Origin of the sequence: Rhodococcoides fascians A44A (assembly GCF_000760735.1) — a bacterium.
Taxonomy (GTDB): Bacteria; Actinomycetota; Actinomycetes; order Mycobacteriales; family Mycobacteriaceae; genus Rhodococcoides; species Rhodococcoides fascians_E.
Window position 1 is genome coordinate 1,299,783 of sequence record NZ_JMEX01000008.1, and the last position, 15,716, is coordinate 1,315,498.

The following is a 15,716-nucleotide window of genomic DNA, read 5'->3' on the forward strand; positions in this document are numbered from 1 at the left end:
CATGCTTTTGGGGGAGAGCGTCGACGATGTAGCCGGGGACCTTCGGGTCGACACTGCGCGTGGTGTGTTGCCGATCGAGGACCCTGCGTTGCGTGCTGCGGTGGAGGAGATGGAGTCCGCGTGGGGTGCGGTTGCGGAGGCGTCGTTGGATGGTCGGGTTGTCGGTGATGCGGATCGGCGTGCGGTGTTGGTGCGGATGGAGTCGGTGTCGCGGGCGATGTACGGGACGTCGCACACATGGTTGACGGAGTTGGTGGACGGTGACGGGTTGGCGGTGCTGCCGGAGCGGTCGAATCCGTCGCGGTTGGCGTGTTTGTTGCGGATCGATTCCGCAGTCGCGGGTAGACGCATCAAGATCGCGGGGAAATTGGCGCGGCGGCGGTCGTTGACCGGGGAGCAGCTCGATGCGTTGTTGCCGGTGACTGCGCGAGCGCAGTGCGAGGGTCATCTCGATGCTGCGCATGTGCGGGTGATCGAGAAGTTCTTCGACACCCTGCCCGCCGGGATCGATCACGAGTCGTTGGTGCAGTCGGAGATCTTGTTGGTGGACTTGGCGAAACAGGTCTCGCCGGAGCAGTTGACGGTCGCGGCGCACCGGTTGACGGCGTTGTTGGATCCGGATGGGGAACTGCGGGACAAGAAGGACATCGCGAGGAAATGCTTTGTTCGGCTTGGGCCGCAGGAGGTCGACGGGACCTCGAAGATGGCCGGTGTCATCGACGCTGAGTTCCGTGCCTATCTGGAGCCGGTTCTCGCCAAACTCGCCCGCAAGGGAGTGCTGAACCCCGACGAACCCAAACCCGTCCACGACACCGACCTGAGCACCGCCTACCCCGGCACCACCCCCGACAGCACCGACAGCGCCGACAGCGCCGACGGTGATGGGCAGAACGAACCGAACCCGGACGGTGACGGCGCGGACGAGCAGGATTGCGACGCCACGAGTTTCGGTACGGCGGGATCAGGTGATCCTGGGGCGGGTACTGCTGCTGCCAGGTCGGGTACGGCTTCTGCTGGGTCGGGTACTGCTTCTACGGGGTCGCCGGGTCCGCTGACGCTGTTCGATCCCGAGGAGACTGCTGCTCGCGCGGAGTTGGAGGCACGCGCCGGCCGGGACCTGCGCACCCAGGGCCAACGCAACCACGATGCCGTCAAAGCGGTGTTCCGTCAGACCCTCGCAGCCGGCACCCTCGGAACTCATCGCGGACTTCCGGTCACCACGGTGATTTCGATGTCCGCCTCCGATCTGGCCACCGCGTCCGGGCATGCCGTCACCGGCACCGGATCGCTGGTCTCGATTCGCGATGCCATCCGCATGGCCGCCCACGCCCACCATTACCTCGCGGTCTTCGACGACGACGGACGCGCCCTCTACCTCGGGCGCGGGAAACGGCTCGCCTCGGCCGATCAACGGATCGTCCTCATCGCACGCGACCGCGGCTGCAGTTTCCCCAATTGCACGCGCCCCGCCACCTGGAGCCAGGTCCACCACATCGACGAATGGGCCGATGGCGGCAACACCGACATCGACGACCTGACCTTCGGGTGCGACTGCCACCACCCCCTCGTCGGCGACGGACCGAATCAATGGGCGACCACCACCACCGGACCCGATCATCCCCAACCCGGCCGCACCGCCTGGCATCCACCAGAATCCGTCGACCCCCGACGCACAGGGCTCGTCAACCACTACCACCACCCACAGGAATACCTCTACCCATCAGACGATCCCGACCCCGAGACCCGGACCGGATAGCCCCGGACCCCCGGGACCATCGAATCGAACACTCACCCGTGAGCGGCACAACCACCACCTGTGCCGCTCACACCCATGCCCGCAGCAACCCGTGCCTGAGCGCTGGGAGTGTCGCGCCACGACCATCGATCCCCGTGCGAATCCCCCCGCAGACAGATGGGTGTCCCCAATACGACGATGCCGCGTTACCATTCCGGGGATGGGGGAGATCGAGGATCCGAGGCAGCGTTTGGCGCGTCTGGTGATCGAACGTGTCACGGTCGAGGGTGGAGCTGGGGCTCGGCTGGATTCGTCGGCGTTCGCGGTGAGGTACGACGAGTCGTCGGTCCTTCCGCTCGATCACCTGTTCCACGACACGGCGGGAGCGTCGGATCTGGCGCTGGAGTCGCATGTCGCGCATTTCGTATCGACGAAGATGTCTTCGAACTTCTGGCCCGGTGACTGGCACGAGGCGCTGCCGAGGCTGCGTCCGGTGTTGAAACCGTCGACGTACACGTTGGGCGCACCGTCGGGTTTGCTGTTGTCGCGGCGCGTGTTCCCGTTGGTCGACGAGCTCGTGGCGGTGGACATGCCCTTCCACAGCTCGATCGTGTCGTGGGAGTCGATCGAGACATGGGGTGTGGATCCGTCGACGGTGTTCGCTGCGGCCCGGTCGAATCTGGCCACCGTCACCCGGTATGCCGACCCCACGAAGGGCCGCGCCACTCAACGGTTGGTCGACCGCGGCGGGCAGTACTACACGTCGTGGCTGTTGGATTCGGGGTGGCTCGAGTCGCACAGGTCGCGGTTCGGTTGTGCACCAGTGGCGTTCGTCCCCACGGTGGACACGCTCTACGTCGTGCCCAGCGACGACGATGACCTGCTGGCCAAGCATTTCCGTCTGGCCGAGGAGCAGTATCTGCACACGTCGCGGTTCCTGTCTCCGCAGGCGTACACCGTCGACGACTCGGGTGCTGTGGTGACGCTCGACGTCACGGCGCCGGACAATCCCGGCAGCGCACGGGCCCGTTGCGTGCACATCTCGAAAGAATATGCAGCACAGTCGGACTGGCTACAGCGTCAGTACGAGCTGGATCGTGTGCACTCCGAGATCGGCACGGTCACCGTCAAGTCGACTCCGTTCGGTCCCCGTACGGTCACCATCTGGGCCGACGAGGTGGACTGCACGTTGCCGGAGACCGACCTCGTGGCGTTCTGCCGCGAGGGCGTCGAGCCGTTCTTCGTCCAGTTCGCCGACGTGGCGTCCATCAGTGGTGTCCAACCGATGGCAGGCCTGGACCCGGCTCGCTATCGCGTTCCCGCCTGGCCACCGCCGGACATCGTCGAACGGCTGCGCGCGCACAGCATCCTGGTGTGACCTACGAGGATCGGTCGAGCGTGTACTCGTTGATGACCACCCCGGATCGATACGGCGTGCTGGCGACGAGATTCAAGTCCGCAACCGAATAGTCGCGGTCGGCGAAGAGCCGCTTGCCCGATCCCAGCAGAATCGGGTTGATCTTGAGGATGATCCGGTCGATCTCGTCGACGAGTGCGGACGCGAAGACCCCTCCACCGGCCAACCAGATGTCCGATCCGCTCTGCTGCTTCAGCTCCCGCGCAAGGGCAACCGGATCCTCGTCCGTCACGGTCACCTCCGGCACCGCATCGTCGGCGGTGTGGTTGCGAGAGAACACGTACTGCTTCAGATGCTCGTACGGTCCGCCGCGCCGGTGTGCACCCTCGGCCGCATAGGTTCCCCATCCCATCATCACCGTGTCGAACCTCGTCAGAGGCGGCGTCAGTCCGGTGGCGCGAAGGCCGAGCGTCGGGATCGTGTCGGTGTACTCGCGCAGGATCATGTCGATGTGATCGCCCGTCTGGGGGAAAGCATCGAACGTGTCGTCCGGGGCGGCGATGAAGCCGTCGAGGCTGGCGGCTACGTAATAGACCAGTTCACGCATGAGAATCTCCAATCACGACGGATGTAGTGGTTCGAATCAGAGAGTACGACACCTGTCGTGGTTGCGCTAGTCTTTTTCCATGGCACGCAATTCGCAACGCAGATCCGATCTCGCCGACGCCGGCATTTCGATCCTGGCCGCCGAAGGCGCACGCGGACTCACCCACCGTGCCATCGATGTGCAGGCAGGAGTACCGAAAGGCACCACGTCGAACTATTTCAAGACGCGCGAAGATGTCATCGCCGGATTGATCGAGCGCATCGGCGAACGGCTCGCCCCGGATCCCGACGTGCATGCCCCGCTCGCCGCCAAAGCTCCGAGCGCGGAACTGTTCGCTGAGTACACCCGCGACATCGTCGCGCGGCTCCTGACCAACCGAGAAGTGACGCTGGCGTTGTTCGAACTGCGACTCGAGGCGTCGAGACGGCCGGAGATCGGCGCCGTTCTCGGCACGTGGCAACGGTCGAACTTCCGCGGCGACGTCGAATTCAACCTTGCCGCGGGACTTCCCGGCGGCGCCAAGGAGATCGCGTTGTTCCACTACGCGATAGACGGTCTCCTGTTCGACCGACTGACCTACCCGATCGACCCGGAGACCTCGACCGACGACATCGTCGACGATTTGGTGAACGGCCTGCTCAGGTGAACTCGACTCCCTGCGCGAGAGGCAGCTCGTTGGAGTAGTTCACAGTGTTGGTTGCCCGTCGCATGTAGGACTTCCAGGCGTCCGAACCGGATTCGCGTCCGCCACCGGTTTCCTTCTCGCCGCCGAACGCGCCGCCGATCTCCGCTCCCGACGGTCCGATGTTGACGTTGGCGATGCCGCAGTCGGATCCGGCGGCGGACAGGAACCGCTCGGCCTCACGCAGATCCGTCGTGAAGATCGACGACGAAAGACCCTGTGGCACATCGTTGTGCAGCGCGATGGCCTCGTCGAGCGTCTCGTAGGTGAGAACGTACAGAATCGGCGCGAACGTCTCGTGACGCACGATGTCCGTCTGCGCAGGCATCGTCACCACCGTCGGCTGGACGTAGTAGGCGTACTCGCCGAAGATGTCGACGCGCGAACCGCCTGCCTTCACGACACCGCCAGCGCCGACGGCAGCGTCGAGCGCTTTCTGGAAGCCGGCGAAGGCCGGCGCGTCGATCAGCGGCCCGACGAGCGTGTCGGCGTCCAGGGGCGACCCGATGGCCAGCGATTCGTACGCCTTCGCAATCCGCCCGACCAGCTCGTCGGCGATGGAGGAATGCACGATCAGTCGTCGCAGAGACGTACACCGTTGCCCTGCAGTACCCGCCGCGGAGAACACGATCCCGCGGGTCGTCAGGTCCAGATCGGCGGACGGGGTCACGATGGCGGCGTTGTTGCCACCGAGTTCGAGCAGTACGCGTCCGAACCTCTCCGCGACGCGGGGCGCCACGGCTCGGCCCATGCGCGTGGACCCGGTCGCGGACAGGAGAGCCACGCGGGAATCGTCGACGAGCGCCTCACCGGCCACTCGGTCGCCGATGACCAACTGCGCAACGAGGGGATCGACGTCCGCGTTGGCGGCGGCACGCTCGAACAGCGCTTGAACAGCGAGCGCGGTCAGGGGCGTCTTCTCCGACGGCTTCCACACGACGGTGTCGCCGGCGACCAAGGCGAGGACGGTGTTCCACGACCAGACTGCGACAGGAAAGTTGAAGGCAGTGACGACTCCGACGACGCCGAGCGGATGCCACTGCTCCATCATGCGATGGCCCGGGCGCTCGGTTGCGATGGTGTTGCCGTAGAGCTGACGGGACAGCCCGACGCCGAAGTCGCAGATGTCGATCATCTCCTGGACCTCGCCCAGGCCCTCGGACAGAATCTTGCCCGCTTCGATGGAGACCAACTCGCCCAGATCGGCCTTGTACTCACGCAGTAATTCGCCGAGTTCGCGGATCAGTCCACCTCGAACCGGAGCGGGAACGGCGGACCACTCGGCGAACGAAGATTTCGCCACGGTGACGACGGCGTCGACATCCGCAGCGGTGGCCGCGGCGAGGGACGCGAGATTGCCCCCGGTGATCGGTGAACGTGCGACGACCGGCAGTTCCGACCTGGGCACGTCGAGGTCGGCGGTCACCCCCAGGCGTCCCAGGATTGCGCGGGTACGGACGCTCAGCTCGTCGTGCTTGACCGGGGAAGTCATCGCGAAAATCACCTTTCGTCGCCGTGGCAGCAACATTCAATCTAGCCGACGGGTCACAACGCCGTAAAATTTACGGTCGTAGCCGTTTCTTTACGGAATATTGTCGGGTACGTTGGCGATCATGACGCAGGTATTGCACACCCCACATGCCTCCGGTTCCTTCGACGCATCGGACGTTCACGACACGATCGGCCGCCACATGCTCGCCGACGGCTTCGCGATGGTGCTGGACCTGACGGCTTCCCGCGGATCCACCCTCGTCGACGCGCGGGACGGCACCGAGTACCTGGATCTGTTCACCTTCTTCGCATCCAATGCTCTCGGCATGAATCACGCCAGGCTGACAGGCGATGCGCAGTTCCGAGCCGATTTGCTCGAGGCCGCGATGAACAAGCCGAGCAACTCCGACATCTACTCGATCCCGATGGCTCGGTTTGTCGACACGTTCGCACGGGTGCTCGGCGATCCGCGGCTACCTCACCTGTTCTTCGTCGAAGGTGGTGCACTCGCCGTCGAGAACGCGCTGAAGGTCGCGTTCGACTGGAAGAGCCGCTGGAACGAAGCGCACGGGTTGGACGCCGGCCTGGGTACGCAGGTACTGCACCTCGAGCACGCATTCCACGGACGATCCGGCTACACGATGTCGCTGACGAACACCGACCCCAACAAGGTGTCCCGCTTCCCCAAGTTCGACTGGCCCCGCATCCCGTCGCCGTACATTCGGACCGGCGCGGACATGGACGCACTGGAGGACGACGCCCTGGCCGCGGCACGCCTCGCGTTCGAAGCCAACCCGCACGATATTGCCTGTGCCATCGTCGAACCCATTCAAGGCGAGGGCGGCGACAACCACTTCCGGCCACGGTTCCTGCAGAAGCTGCGGCAGCTGTGCCACGAACACGACGCGCTGTTCGTCGTCGACGAAGTGCAAACGGGCGCTGGAATGACGGGAACCGCCTGGGCTTTCCAGCAGCTCGGCGTCGTACCCGACGTGGTGGCCTTCGGGAAGAAGGTCCAGGTGTGCGGAGTCATGGCAGGCGGCCGCGTCGACGATGTCCCGAACAACGTCTTCGAGGTCTCGTCGCGCATCAACTCCACGTGGGGTGGCAATCTCACCGACATGGTGCGGGCTCGTCGCATTCTCGAAGTGATCGAATCCGAGAACCTGATCGAGCGCGCCGGTGCGCTCGGTGAACGCGTGCTGGGACGGATGCGGGACATCGCGTCGCGGCACGCCGTGGTGACCGAGGTACGCGGCCGCGGTCTGATGTGCGCCTTCACCCTCCCCGACGCCACCACCCGGGATCGTCTGATCGACGACCTCCGCGAGACCGAGCACGTCCTTGCTCTCGGATGTGGCGGAAGCTCGGTTCGGTTCCGGCCGGCACTGACGATCAGCGAAGCGGACCTGGACCGAGGACTCGACGCGGTGGAGCGGTGTGTGGCACGGCTTCAGGAACGCGGAAACTAGATGGGAGCGGTACTTTCAGCCGAGGTTCCGGTGGTCACGTAGCGGCCGACGGCCCAGGCTCGGTCGGCCGGGGGTACGACGGCGTCCACGATCCTGCCGTCCTGGTAGTAGCTCCGGTGGTCGATCAAGCCGGAGTCGACGGCATCCTGCCATGCAGCGGTCGGGCCTTCACCGAACCAGAGCCACGGGGTGATGTCGTCCATGACGACGACGGTGTCCGTGGTGCTGAACGCGCGCGCGTCCGCCAGGTCCGCACGCGCGCCGTCCAGCGAATGGTCACCGTCGACGAACACGACGTCGAAGCGCACGTCGGGATTCGTGCGGGCGTACTCGGTGACGGTGGAGTGCGAATCTCCCCGGATCAAGGTGTGTCGGCCCGGGAACAGTTCGTCGATGTGAGCTTTGGCGGCATCGCTGTACTCGTATTCGGCCAGATCGAACGACACGACCGTGACCGTCGGCGACGCGGACAGAAAGGCCCACGTCGAAAAGCCTGCGTTAAAGCCGATCTCGCAGATCAGCTCCACGCCGTCGTCGGCCGCCAATGAACTCAGATAGGCAAGCTCCGCCTCGTCGGCGCCGTACTCGAACGGCTGGCCTGCAGTGACGGTGCGTCTCACCATCGCCTCGAGCTCACTCAACCCCACGTGGACCTCCGTCTCGATTCGTTTCTCGCCACTTCACTACCCCCATCACCGCCAACCGAACCCCCCGCTCCACTCCTGAACACCTGGGTCATTCCGCCGGCTCCACTCCTGACGTCAGGGTGATCGAAACCGTTCGCATTCATCGGATCTACCTCTAGTCTGACCGGGTGACCGATCGTGCGGTACCTGCAGGCAGCGCTGCTGCGGGTGTTGTTGCAGGGTACGGCGCAGGCAGTATCGGCACCGGTGGGTTCGCTGCTCTTCCGGGCCTCGTGTTGGCGTACTACCTGACGGACACCCTCGGCGTGGCTGCCGGGCTCGCGTCGCTCGTCATCCTGATTCCGAAGATCTGGGATGTGCTGCTCGGCCCACTCGTCGGAGCGCTCAGCGATACACGCTCGGCGCGCACCGGATCTCGAACGCCGGAAATGGTTGTCGGCGCGCTGGCCATGCCCGTGCTGTTCGTGCTGACGTTCGCGCCTCCGATCGGCCCTGCTGCGCTGTGGGTGTTCGTGTTCTTCCTGCTCGCCGCAACGGCATACAGCTTCTTCCAAGTGCCGTACATTGCGCTGCCCACCGAGCTGTACACCGACGCGAAAGATCGGACCCGCCTCGTCACCGTGCGCATCGCGGTGCTCGCCGCCGCGATCCTTCTGGTCGGCGGAGGAGGACCCGCGGTTCGCGATGCTGCGGGCGGTGGCCCCACCGGATACCTCGTCATGGCGATCGCGGCGGCGACGGTCATGGGCGTCGGCATGCTGCTGACGGTGTGGGGCACGAGAGGGAAATCGGTGAGTCGGGCCGATCCGTCGGACGGGACGGTGTGGGCGCAGTACCGCGAAGGCCTCGGCGCAGTGCGTTCCACACGGTCGTTTCGGATCTTGCTGATCACCTTCGTCGTTCAGGCACTTGCGGTCGCAATCCTGCTCGCAGGTGTGCAGTATCTCGCCACCTACGTCCTGGGCGACGAAGCCGCGCTGACGCTGCTGTTCGCTGCCGTCGTCGGACCCGCTCTTCTGGTGATGCCGGTGTGGTATCGCTTCGGTCTGAAGTACAGCAGGACGGTCGGATTCGTTGCGGCGTCGATCCTCTTCGCGCTCGGCAGCGTGTCGTTCGTCATCGCGTTGTGGACGCCCGGCCCGTGGGTGTTCGCGTCGGCAGCCGCCTGCGGCATCGGATACGCAGGGATGCAGGCCTTTCCACTTTCCCTGCTGCCGGACACCATCGAGGACGACGCCGCCCGCTTCGGCCGATCACGAGCAGGCGCACTCAGCGGCGTGTGGACTGCCTGCGAGACAGGGGCGGGAGCCGTCGGTCCTGCGGTGTTCCTGCTGATCCTCGCCTCGGTCGGGTTCCGGTCCAGCACGACGGACGACATCGTGTCCCAACCGGATTCGGTGGTTCCCGGCATCGTCGTGGGATGCTCGATGGTTCCTGCCACGTTGGTGATACTGAGTGTCGTTCTGCTGAAGCAGTTTCGAATATCCGAGCCGAGCCGGCGTCGTGGCCGAATCGACGAAAGGACCACATGAGAGCGTCGAACATGAAGGCCGTGCTGGCGCGCCTGCGGGAGCTGCGCACCGCCGACGCACCTACCCACGGCGGCCGTGTCCTGTCCTACGTCTACGACAGTGGTGTCGCCGAACTCGACGAGCTCGCCGCTGCGGCCATGCGTGAGGTCCAATCCGTCAACGGCCTCGATCCGACGGTGTTTCCCTCGGTTGCCACGATCGAGCGGGAACTCGTCGATTTCGGGCGTTCGATCTTCCACGGAGGCGAGGACGTCGTCGGCAACGTCACGACCGGCGGCACCGAAAGCTGCATCCTGGCGGTCCTCGGAGCACGTGATGCGGCAGGTAAGCACGGCGGCTCCATCGTCCACCCGACGACGGCACATGCCGCCTTCCGCAAGGCCGCGCACCTACTCGGTGTGGAATCCATTGTCGTACCGGTCGATCCGGTCTCGGGCGTGCCGGATCCAGGACGCATCGCCGACGCCATCCGCGACGACACGATTCTCGTCGTCGCATCGGCTCCCAGTTACCCGTTCGCGACGATGGACCCCGTCGCGGACATCGCTGCCGTCGCGGCAACGCGCGGGGTGGCCGTTCACGTCGACGCCTGTATCGGCGGTCTGGCACTGCCCTGGTGGGGCGACGTGCCTGCCTGGGACTTCGGAGTGCCCGGCGTCACGAGCATCTCGGCGGACCTGCACAAGTACGGCTACTCCCCCAAAGGCGCATCGCTGTTGCTGGTGCGCGGCCGAGATCGCCACCGCCACCAGTACTTCGGACTCACGGACTGGCCAGGATATCCCGTCGTCAACCCGACGTTGCTCGGTTCCAGATCGGTCGGGGCGATGACGGCGGCATGGGCGATAGTCACCGCACTCGGCGTCGACGGATTCGCCGACCTCACCGACCGAATGCACGATTCCACAACGGCACTCGTCGCCGCGATCCGCGCCATCGACGGCCTACGCGTCGTCGGCGACCCCGTCGGGCCGCTGTTCGCAGTGGCCAAGGATTCCGCAGACGGGCCGCAGGCTGCCGTCGATCCGCATGTGTGGCTCGGCGCCGTCGGCAAGCGTGGTTTCTCGCTGCAGGCACAGCCGTCGTTGACGCAATCCGACGGAACGGTGCTGCCGCGCACCACTCATCTGACCGTCACACCCGCGACAGTGTCCGTGCAGGGCGAGTTGGTCGCAGCTCTCGTAGCTGCCGCCGACGACGTGCGTGGTCAGGCCGCAGCGGAGCCGCCGCCCGCACTGGCCGAGCTCGCCCGACTGTTCCGCGACGGCGTGCTCACCTCCGAACAGGCATCGGCACTGTCGTCCGACGAGGTGTACGGCGCACTCCAAGCGGCAGGCGTGACCGGGAGCGGGGACCTGGACATGGCGTCGGTACTTGCAGGCGTCGAACAGTTGCCCCGCGACGTGAGCGCCGCGATGCTGATCGAATTTCTGGCACGAGTGATCGAAAAGTAGGGGTGGACATGCGTATTCGGCTTGCACTGGCAGCGCGGTTGATAGTGGCAGCGGGACTTGTACTGGCAGCCGGTGCTGTACCGGCCCAGGCTGCACCGGACTTCTACGCCGAACCGGCGGAGATCCCCTCGGAACCGGGGACCGTTGTCGCTACCGAGCCGATCCCGTTCGTCGGGCAGACAGGTGCGCCCGCCCAGCGCGTGAAGTACACCTCCACCCTCGCCGACGGCACGCCCGTCGCGGTGACGGGCACGTACCTCGAACCGTCGGCCCCCTACCCGGCCGGCCCGACGCCGACCGTCGTCATCGGGCCGGGCACGCAGGGCCAAGGTGACCAGTGTGCGCCGTCGCGGCAATTCCCGACCGGCGGCCAATACGACCCGAAGACCGGGAGCACCTCCATCAACTACGAAGGCGCCTTCGCCGTCGCATTCTTGACGCAGGGCATCCGCGTGTTCGTCACCGACTACATCGGCCTCGGCACACCGGGCATCCACACCTACGTCAACCGCGTCGAGGAAGGGCACGCCATGATCGACGCCGCCCGCGCCGCCACGACACTGGGCGACGATGACCATGCGGGACCCGTCGCATTCTGGGGGCACTCCCAGGGCGGCGGTGCCGCGGCATCGGCGGCCGAACTGGTAGGTGACTACGCGCCGGAACTGAACGTGGCCGGCACCTACGCGAGTGCGCCTCCCGCCGACCTCGACGCCGTACTGCGGCACATCGACGGGACGGGACTGACTGCGGCAATCGGCTTTGCGATCAACGGTTTCGTCGCCCGCTATCCGGAACTGCAGTCCGTCGTCGACGAGGCGTCGAACGATCGAGGCAAGGAAGTACTGAGGCGCGTGTCGACGCAATGCCTCATCGAAGCTCGGCGCGAGTTCGGTGGCACCTCCACGGCGCAATGGACCAAGGACGGAAAGACACTGGCGGACTCGATCGGCGGCAACCCCGTCGTGCAGCGGGTCTTCGACGACCAGCGCATCGGAAACGGAACCCCGAGCGCTCCGGTTCTGGTCAACACCGCGCAGGCCGACGACTTCATCCCGACGGACCAAGCACGCCGACTCGTCGCCGAATGGTGCTCTCGCGGCGCCGACGCATCGCTGTACGTCAACGAGCTCCCGCCCGTCCCAGGAGGCCTCGGGGTCAACCACCTCGCACCCGCGGCGACGGACTTCGGCGTCGGGCTCGACTGGATCAAGGATCGGTTCGCAGGAGTACCGACCACTTCCCGCTGTGCAGAAATCTGAGCCGATAGTAAAGTTCCCTTCGCGAAAGACCGACCGGTCTCTACTTGGAGGGAAGTTCGATGCCGTACCTCGGCCTGATCATCATGATCCTGTGGGTGTTCTGCCTGATCGACGTCATCACCGCCGACGAAGGCGGTGTACGGCACCTTCCCAAGATGATGTGGCTGCTGTTGGTCATCTTCATCCCGCTCGCCGGATCGATCGTGTGGCTCCTCGTGGGACGGCCCGTCGACGGCGGAATCTGGGGCGGAGCGGGCGGCGGAAGTTCAGCCCGCCGCAGCAACTCGGCGTATCCGGAATACGACACGCGGCCCGGCCGGGCAACCGGAACCACGGCCGAGGCCGACGAGGAATTTCTGCGTCAGTGCCGTGCCCGCGCCGAGGAACAGCGTCGTAAAGCTCGCGGCGACGGCGCCTGACGGCGGGGATCAGCGAACAGCTCTCGAGACCAACGGTTTGTAGGTGACCTGCGGATACGTGCCCGTCTCGTCCAATTCCACCGACGCTCGCACGTGGTAGACCTCCTGCACCAAATCCTGGGTGATGACGTCCGACGGCCTGCCCACGGCCACGACTTTTCCCGCTTGCAACACCACGATGCGATCGCAGAACATCGACGCCAGATTCAAATCGTGCAATGCGATGAAACTGGTCAACGGCAGGCCCGAAATCAACGCCAGGATGTCGAGTTGGTGCTGGATGTCGAGGTGGTTGGTGGGCTCGTCGAGGAGCAGTTCCGTCGGTTCCTGCGCCAACGCACGGGCGATCTGCGTGCGCTGACGCTCACCGCCGGACAGGGTGTGCCACAGCCGATTCGCCTTCGACGTCATTCCCGTGTCCGTCAGGGCCTTGTCCACGGCGACGTCGTCGGCTGCCGAATCTCCGCCCAGCAAACCGTGGTGCGGGATCCGACCGAGTCGAACCACGTCGCGCACCGCGATGTCCACCTCGGTGTCCGAATGCTGATCCACCATCGCCACGCGTCGAGCGATCTGCTTGCGCCGCATCGACGCCATCGGCGCGCCGTCGAGCGTGACGTCACCGGAATCGGGCGAGACGATTCCCGCCAGAATCCGCAACAGCGACGACTTACCGGACCCGTTCGGTCCGATCAGCCCGACGGTCTCCCCCGGATGCGGATCGAAATCCACTCCGTCGAGGATCTGGTTGTGGCCGCGAGACCACCGCACGGATGCGGCCTCGATCGTCATCTCGTCCTCCGCATCCTGAAGAGAATCACCGCGAACGCAGGCACGCCGATCAGCGCGGTCACCACGCCCACCGGAATTTCCTGTGGCTGGAACACCGTGCGGGCGATCGCGTCGACCCACACCATGAAGATCGCGCCGACGAGCACCGTCGTCGGCAACAGGCGACGATGCCGGGCGCCGACCAGGAACCGCGCCGCGTGCGGCAGAACCAACCCGACGAATCCGATCGCTCCGGCAGCACTGACCAACGTCGCGGTGATCAACGCGGTGATGACCAACAGCACGATCCGAATCCACTTGACGGACACTCCCAGCGATGCCGCGGCGTCGTTACCGAAGGTGAACGCGTCGAGCGCCGACGAATACAGCAGGCACACGACGATGCCGACGGCACAGACGATTCCGCACATCATCACATCGCCCCAGTCGGCGCCACCGAGAGATCCGAGCAGCCAGAACAGAACCCCTCGTGTCTGTTCTGCGTCGGCCGACGAGATGACGATGAACGACGTCAACGCCGAGAACAACTGCGTCCCAGCCACTCCGGCGAGCACTACCCGATCGGTGCCTCCCCCGGCACCGGCGGCGAGCAACATCACCAGCAGAAACGAGAACACCGCTCCGACGAACGCGCCCGTCGACAGCGAATACATACCGCTGCCGATCCCGAGGACCGCGACCAGCACCGCGCCCGTCGACGCACCGGACGAGATGCCGAGCACGAACGGATCGGCCAACGGGTTACGCAGCAGGGACTGCATGATCGCGCCGCACAGAGCCAGACCGGCGCCGCACACCGCTGCCAGCAGCGTTCGCGGAAGCCGAAGCTCCCACACGATCCCATCCTTGATCCGGCTCACGCCGGAGCTTCCGAACCCCATGTGCTCGAACGTGATTCGGTAGACATCGGCCACCGACAGATCCGCCGGCCCGATCGTGATCGCAACTGCGATCGACAGCACCAGAACGACGGAGCCGATCAGCAGCAGCGGAAGCAGAAAGCTCCGTACCGACGGCTCCGCCTTCCGCACCGATGGCTCCGCCTGGGGCACGGTCAATTCGCCAGGCCCCAGCCCTGCAGTGCAGCAGCGACCTTCTCGACGCCGTCGACGGTCCTGATCGACGGATTCAGATCCGCCCCGTTCACGACGATGTAGCGCTTGTCGGTCACCGCAGGAAGGCGCTGAGTCACCGGATTGCTCTCCAGGAACTCGATCTTGGAATCCAACGCGTCACCGGCCAGCGACCGGCGGCTCAGATCGGCCAGCACGAACGCCGTCGGGTTGCGGTCCGCCACCGACTCCCAGCTGACCTGCGGCCACTCGTCGGTGGTGTCCGAGTAGATGTTCTCCGCGCCCACCGAATTGGTGATGATGCCCGACGACCCGCAGCACCCCGCCATGTACGGCGTCGCAGTATCGGCGAACCAGTAGACCAACGAGGTGCCCGACGCATTCACCGTGCCCGACGCCTTGTCGAACCGCTCCTGCAGTTCGGCGACGAACTCCTCACCGCGCTCGGACACGTCGAAGATGGCCGCAAGATCACGAACCTCCTGGTAGACGGACTCGATCTCCAACGGCTGAGTACGAGCACCGTCCGAATTGACGCTCTCGTCGGTCTTGCCGTTGCAGTCCGTCGGCGACAGGTAGTTGGGCACACCGAGCTGCTCGAGCTGACCACGCTCCGCCACCCCGCCAGGCCCGAGGGTCCCGCCGAACGACGCCGACACGAAATCCGGCTCGGCGTCGAGCACCACCTCCAACGACGGCTTGTTGTCCGCCAAACGCGGAACACGCTCGTTGTCCGCCGCCAGGTTCTCCCGCACCGGATCCGTCCACGTCGCCGACCCGACCATCCGATCCGCCAAACCGAGACTCAACAGAATCTCCGTCGACCCCTGATTCAGCGACACCGCTCGCTGCGGAGGCGCATCGATCACCACCTCCTGACCACAGTTCTCGATAGTCAACGGAAAATTGCCGGACGATTCCTGCACCGCCTCCGACTCGGAACCGGAAGAACAAGCAGACAGAACAAGAGCTGCTGACAGCACAGCAACACCGAAGGGAACACGAATAGCCATGAGGTGGCGCAAACTTCCTACTAGGGGCCCTGTTCGCGGAGCCGCGGGACATACGCTGCAACAGGCAAGCGATCGGACTCCCACACTCGTGGTCACCGTTGCGCGTCAGTCCCGGATTCACACCGGATTCCCTCGCCCATCACACAGACCACCACACCGGTAATCCTGGGCTTACTTTAA

General features: G+C 65.3%; 14 protein-coding genes. 8 read left to right on the plus strand and 6 right to left on the minus strand.

Annotation, left to right across the window (positions count from 1 at the left end; translation table 11 throughout):
- Position 1 precedes the first annotated feature (1 nt).
- The gene (locus BH95_RS18510) at positions 2-1,756 is read left to right on the plus strand and encodes an HNH endonuclease signature motif containing protein (RefSeq protein ID WP_157773095.1); all 1,755 of its coding nucleotides are present in this window, start codon (positions 2-4) and stop codon (positions 1,754-1,756) included.
- 199 nt (positions 1,757-1,955) lie between these two features.
- A complete protein-coding gene (locus tag BH95_RS18515) occupies positions 1,956-3,113 on the plus strand; it encodes a hypothetical protein (protein WP_037183462.1) in 1,158 nt (385 codons plus the stop codon).
- Position 3,114: 1 nt separating this feature from the next.
- On the opposite strand, the gene BH95_RS18520 is transcribed toward BH95_RS18515, so the two are convergent.
- Positions 3,115-3,699 (minus strand): dihydrofolate reductase family protein, encoded by a 585-nt coding sequence (locus tag BH95_RS18520; protein ID WP_037185217.1) that lies wholly within the window; start codon positions 3,697-3,699, stop codon positions 3,115-3,117.
- Positions 3,700-3,778: 79 nt separating this feature from the next.
- On the opposite strand from BH95_RS18520, the gene BH95_RS18525 reads away from it, so the two are divergent.
- A complete protein-coding gene (locus BH95_RS18525) occupies positions 3,779-4,345 on the plus strand; it encodes a TetR/AcrR family transcriptional regulator (RefSeq protein WP_019664988.1) in 567 nt (188 codons plus the stop codon).
- On the opposite strand, the gene amaB is transcribed toward BH95_RS18525, so the two are convergent.
- The gene (gene amaB, locus BH95_RS18530; RefSeq protein ID WP_020112292.1) at positions 4,338-5,873 is read right to left on the minus strand and encodes an L-piperidine-6-carboxylate dehydrogenase; all 1,536 of its coding nucleotides are present in this window, start codon (positions 5,871-5,873) and stop codon (positions 4,338-4,340) included. The genes BH95_RS18525 and amaB overlap by 8 nt on opposite strands.
- A 121-nt stretch (positions 5,874-5,994) precedes the next feature.
- Here amaB and lat point away from each other — a divergent pair, with 121 nt between their 5' ends.
- The gene (gene lat / locus BH95_RS18535) at positions 5,995-7,344 is read left to right on the plus strand and encodes an L-lysine 6-transaminase (RefSeq protein ID WP_052060196.1); all 1,350 of its coding nucleotides are present in this window, start codon (positions 5,995-5,997) and stop codon (positions 7,342-7,344) included.
- Here the strand turns inward: lat and BH95_RS18540 are convergent.
- Positions 7,341-7,991, minus strand: coding sequence for a class I SAM-dependent methyltransferase (locus tag BH95_RS18540; protein ID WP_019664991.1), 651 nt, complete (start codon positions 7,989-7,991; stop codon positions 7,341-7,343). The two genes, lat and BH95_RS18540, sit on opposite strands and share 4 nt — an antisense overlap.
- A gap of 167 nt (positions 7,992-8,158) precedes the next feature.
- Between BH95_RS18540 and BH95_RS18545 the strand changes: the two genes are divergently transcribed.
- Genes BH95_RS18545 through BH95_RS18560 form a run of 4 tightly spaced genes read left to right on the plus strand, consistent with a single transcriptional unit; the run spans position 8,159 to position 12,658 of the window.
- Positions 8,159-9,523, plus strand: coding sequence for an MFS transporter (locus tag BH95_RS18545; RefSeq protein WP_037183465.1), 1,365 nt, complete (start codon positions 8,159-8,161; stop codon positions 9,521-9,523).
- Positions 9,520-10,977 carry a pyridoxal phosphate-dependent decarboxylase family protein gene (locus tag BH95_RS18550; protein WP_037183466.1) on the plus strand — a complete coding sequence of 486 codons (1,458 nt, stop codon included), beginning with the start codon at positions 9,520-9,522 and terminating at the stop codon, positions 10,975-10,977. Before BH95_RS18545 ends, BH95_RS18550 begins: the two co-directional genes overlap by 4 nt.
- An 8-nt stretch (positions 10,978-10,985) precedes the next feature.
- A complete protein-coding gene (locus tag BH95_RS18555; protein WP_037185222.1) occupies positions 10,986-12,239 on the plus strand; it encodes a lipase family protein in 1,254 nt (417 codons plus the stop codon).
- A 59-nt stretch (positions 12,240-12,298) separates the two neighbouring features.
- A complete protein-coding gene (locus tag BH95_RS18560) occupies positions 12,299-12,658 on the plus strand; it encodes a PLD nuclease N-terminal domain-containing protein (RefSeq protein ID WP_019664995.1) in 360 nt (119 codons plus the stop codon).
- A 9-nt stretch (positions 12,659-12,667) separates the two neighbouring features.
- Here the strand turns inward: BH95_RS18560 and BH95_RS18565 are convergent, their stop codons facing one another.
- From BH95_RS18565 to BH95_RS18575, 3 genes are read right to left on the minus strand one after another with little or no spacing between them, the layout of a single operon-like run.
- Positions 12,668-13,450, minus strand: a complete 783-nt coding sequence (locus tag BH95_RS18565) for an ABC transporter ATP-binding protein (RefSeq protein ID WP_020112286.1) — start codon at positions 13,448-13,450, stop codon at positions 12,668-12,670.
- Entirely contained in the window at positions 13,447-14,481 is a 1,035-nt protein-coding gene (locus BH95_RS18570; RefSeq protein ID WP_037140800.1) for a FecCD family ABC transporter permease, read from the minus strand. The genes BH95_RS18565 and BH95_RS18570 overlap by 4 nt, the downstream gene beginning before the upstream one ends.
- 23 nt (positions 14,482-14,504) lie before the next feature.
- The gene (locus tag BH95_RS18575; protein WP_037183468.1) at positions 14,505-15,536 is read right to left on the minus strand and encodes an ABC transporter substrate-binding protein; all 1,032 of its coding nucleotides are present in this window, start codon (positions 15,534-15,536) and stop codon (positions 14,505-14,507) included.
- Positions 15,537-15,716 lie beyond the last annotated feature (180 nt).

Bases quoted from the DNA above. Each gene is read 5' to 3' on its own strand.
- BH95_RS18525 (WP_019664988.1), top strand. From the start codon at position 3,779: ATGGCACGCAATTCGCAACGCAGATCCGATCTCGCCGACGCCGGCATT.
- BH95_RS18510 (WP_157773095.1), top strand. From the start codon at position 2: ATGCTTTTGGGGGAGAGCGTCGACGATGTAGCCGGGGACCTTCGGGTC.
- BH95_RS18550 (WP_037183466.1), top strand. From the start codon at position 9,520: ATGAGAGCGTCGAACATGAAGGCCGTGCTGGCGCGCCTGCGGGAGCTG.
- BH95_RS18575 (WP_037183468.1), bottom strand. From the start codon at position 15,536: ATGGCTATTCGTGTTCCCTTCGGTGTTGCTGTGCTGTCAGCAGCTCTT.
- BH95_RS18515 (WP_037183462.1), top strand. From the start codon at position 1,956: ATGGGGGAGATCGAGGATCCGAGGCAGCGTTTGGCGCGTCTGGTGATC.
- BH95_RS18555 (WP_037185222.1), top strand. From the start codon at position 10,986: ATGCGTATTCGGCTTGCACTGGCAGCGCGGTTGATAGTGGCAGCGGGA.
- BH95_RS18520 (WP_037185217.1), bottom strand. From the start codon at position 3,699: ATGCGTGAACTGGTCTATTACGTAGCCGCCAGCCTCGACGGCTTCATC.
- BH95_RS18560 (WP_019664995.1), top strand. From the start codon at position 12,299: ATGCCGTACCTCGGCCTGATCATCATGATCCTGTGGGTGTTCTGCCTG.
- BH95_RS18565 (WP_020112286.1), bottom strand. From the start codon at position 13,450: ATGACGATCGAGGCCGCATCCGTGCGGTGGTCTCGCGGCCACAACCAG.
- lat (WP_052060196.1), top strand. From the start codon at position 5,995: ATGACGCAGGTATTGCACACCCCACATGCCTCCGGTTCCTTCGACGCA.
- amaB (WP_020112292.1), bottom strand. From the start codon at position 5,873: ATGACTTCCCCGGTCAAGCACGACGAGCTGAGCGTCCGTACCCGCGCA.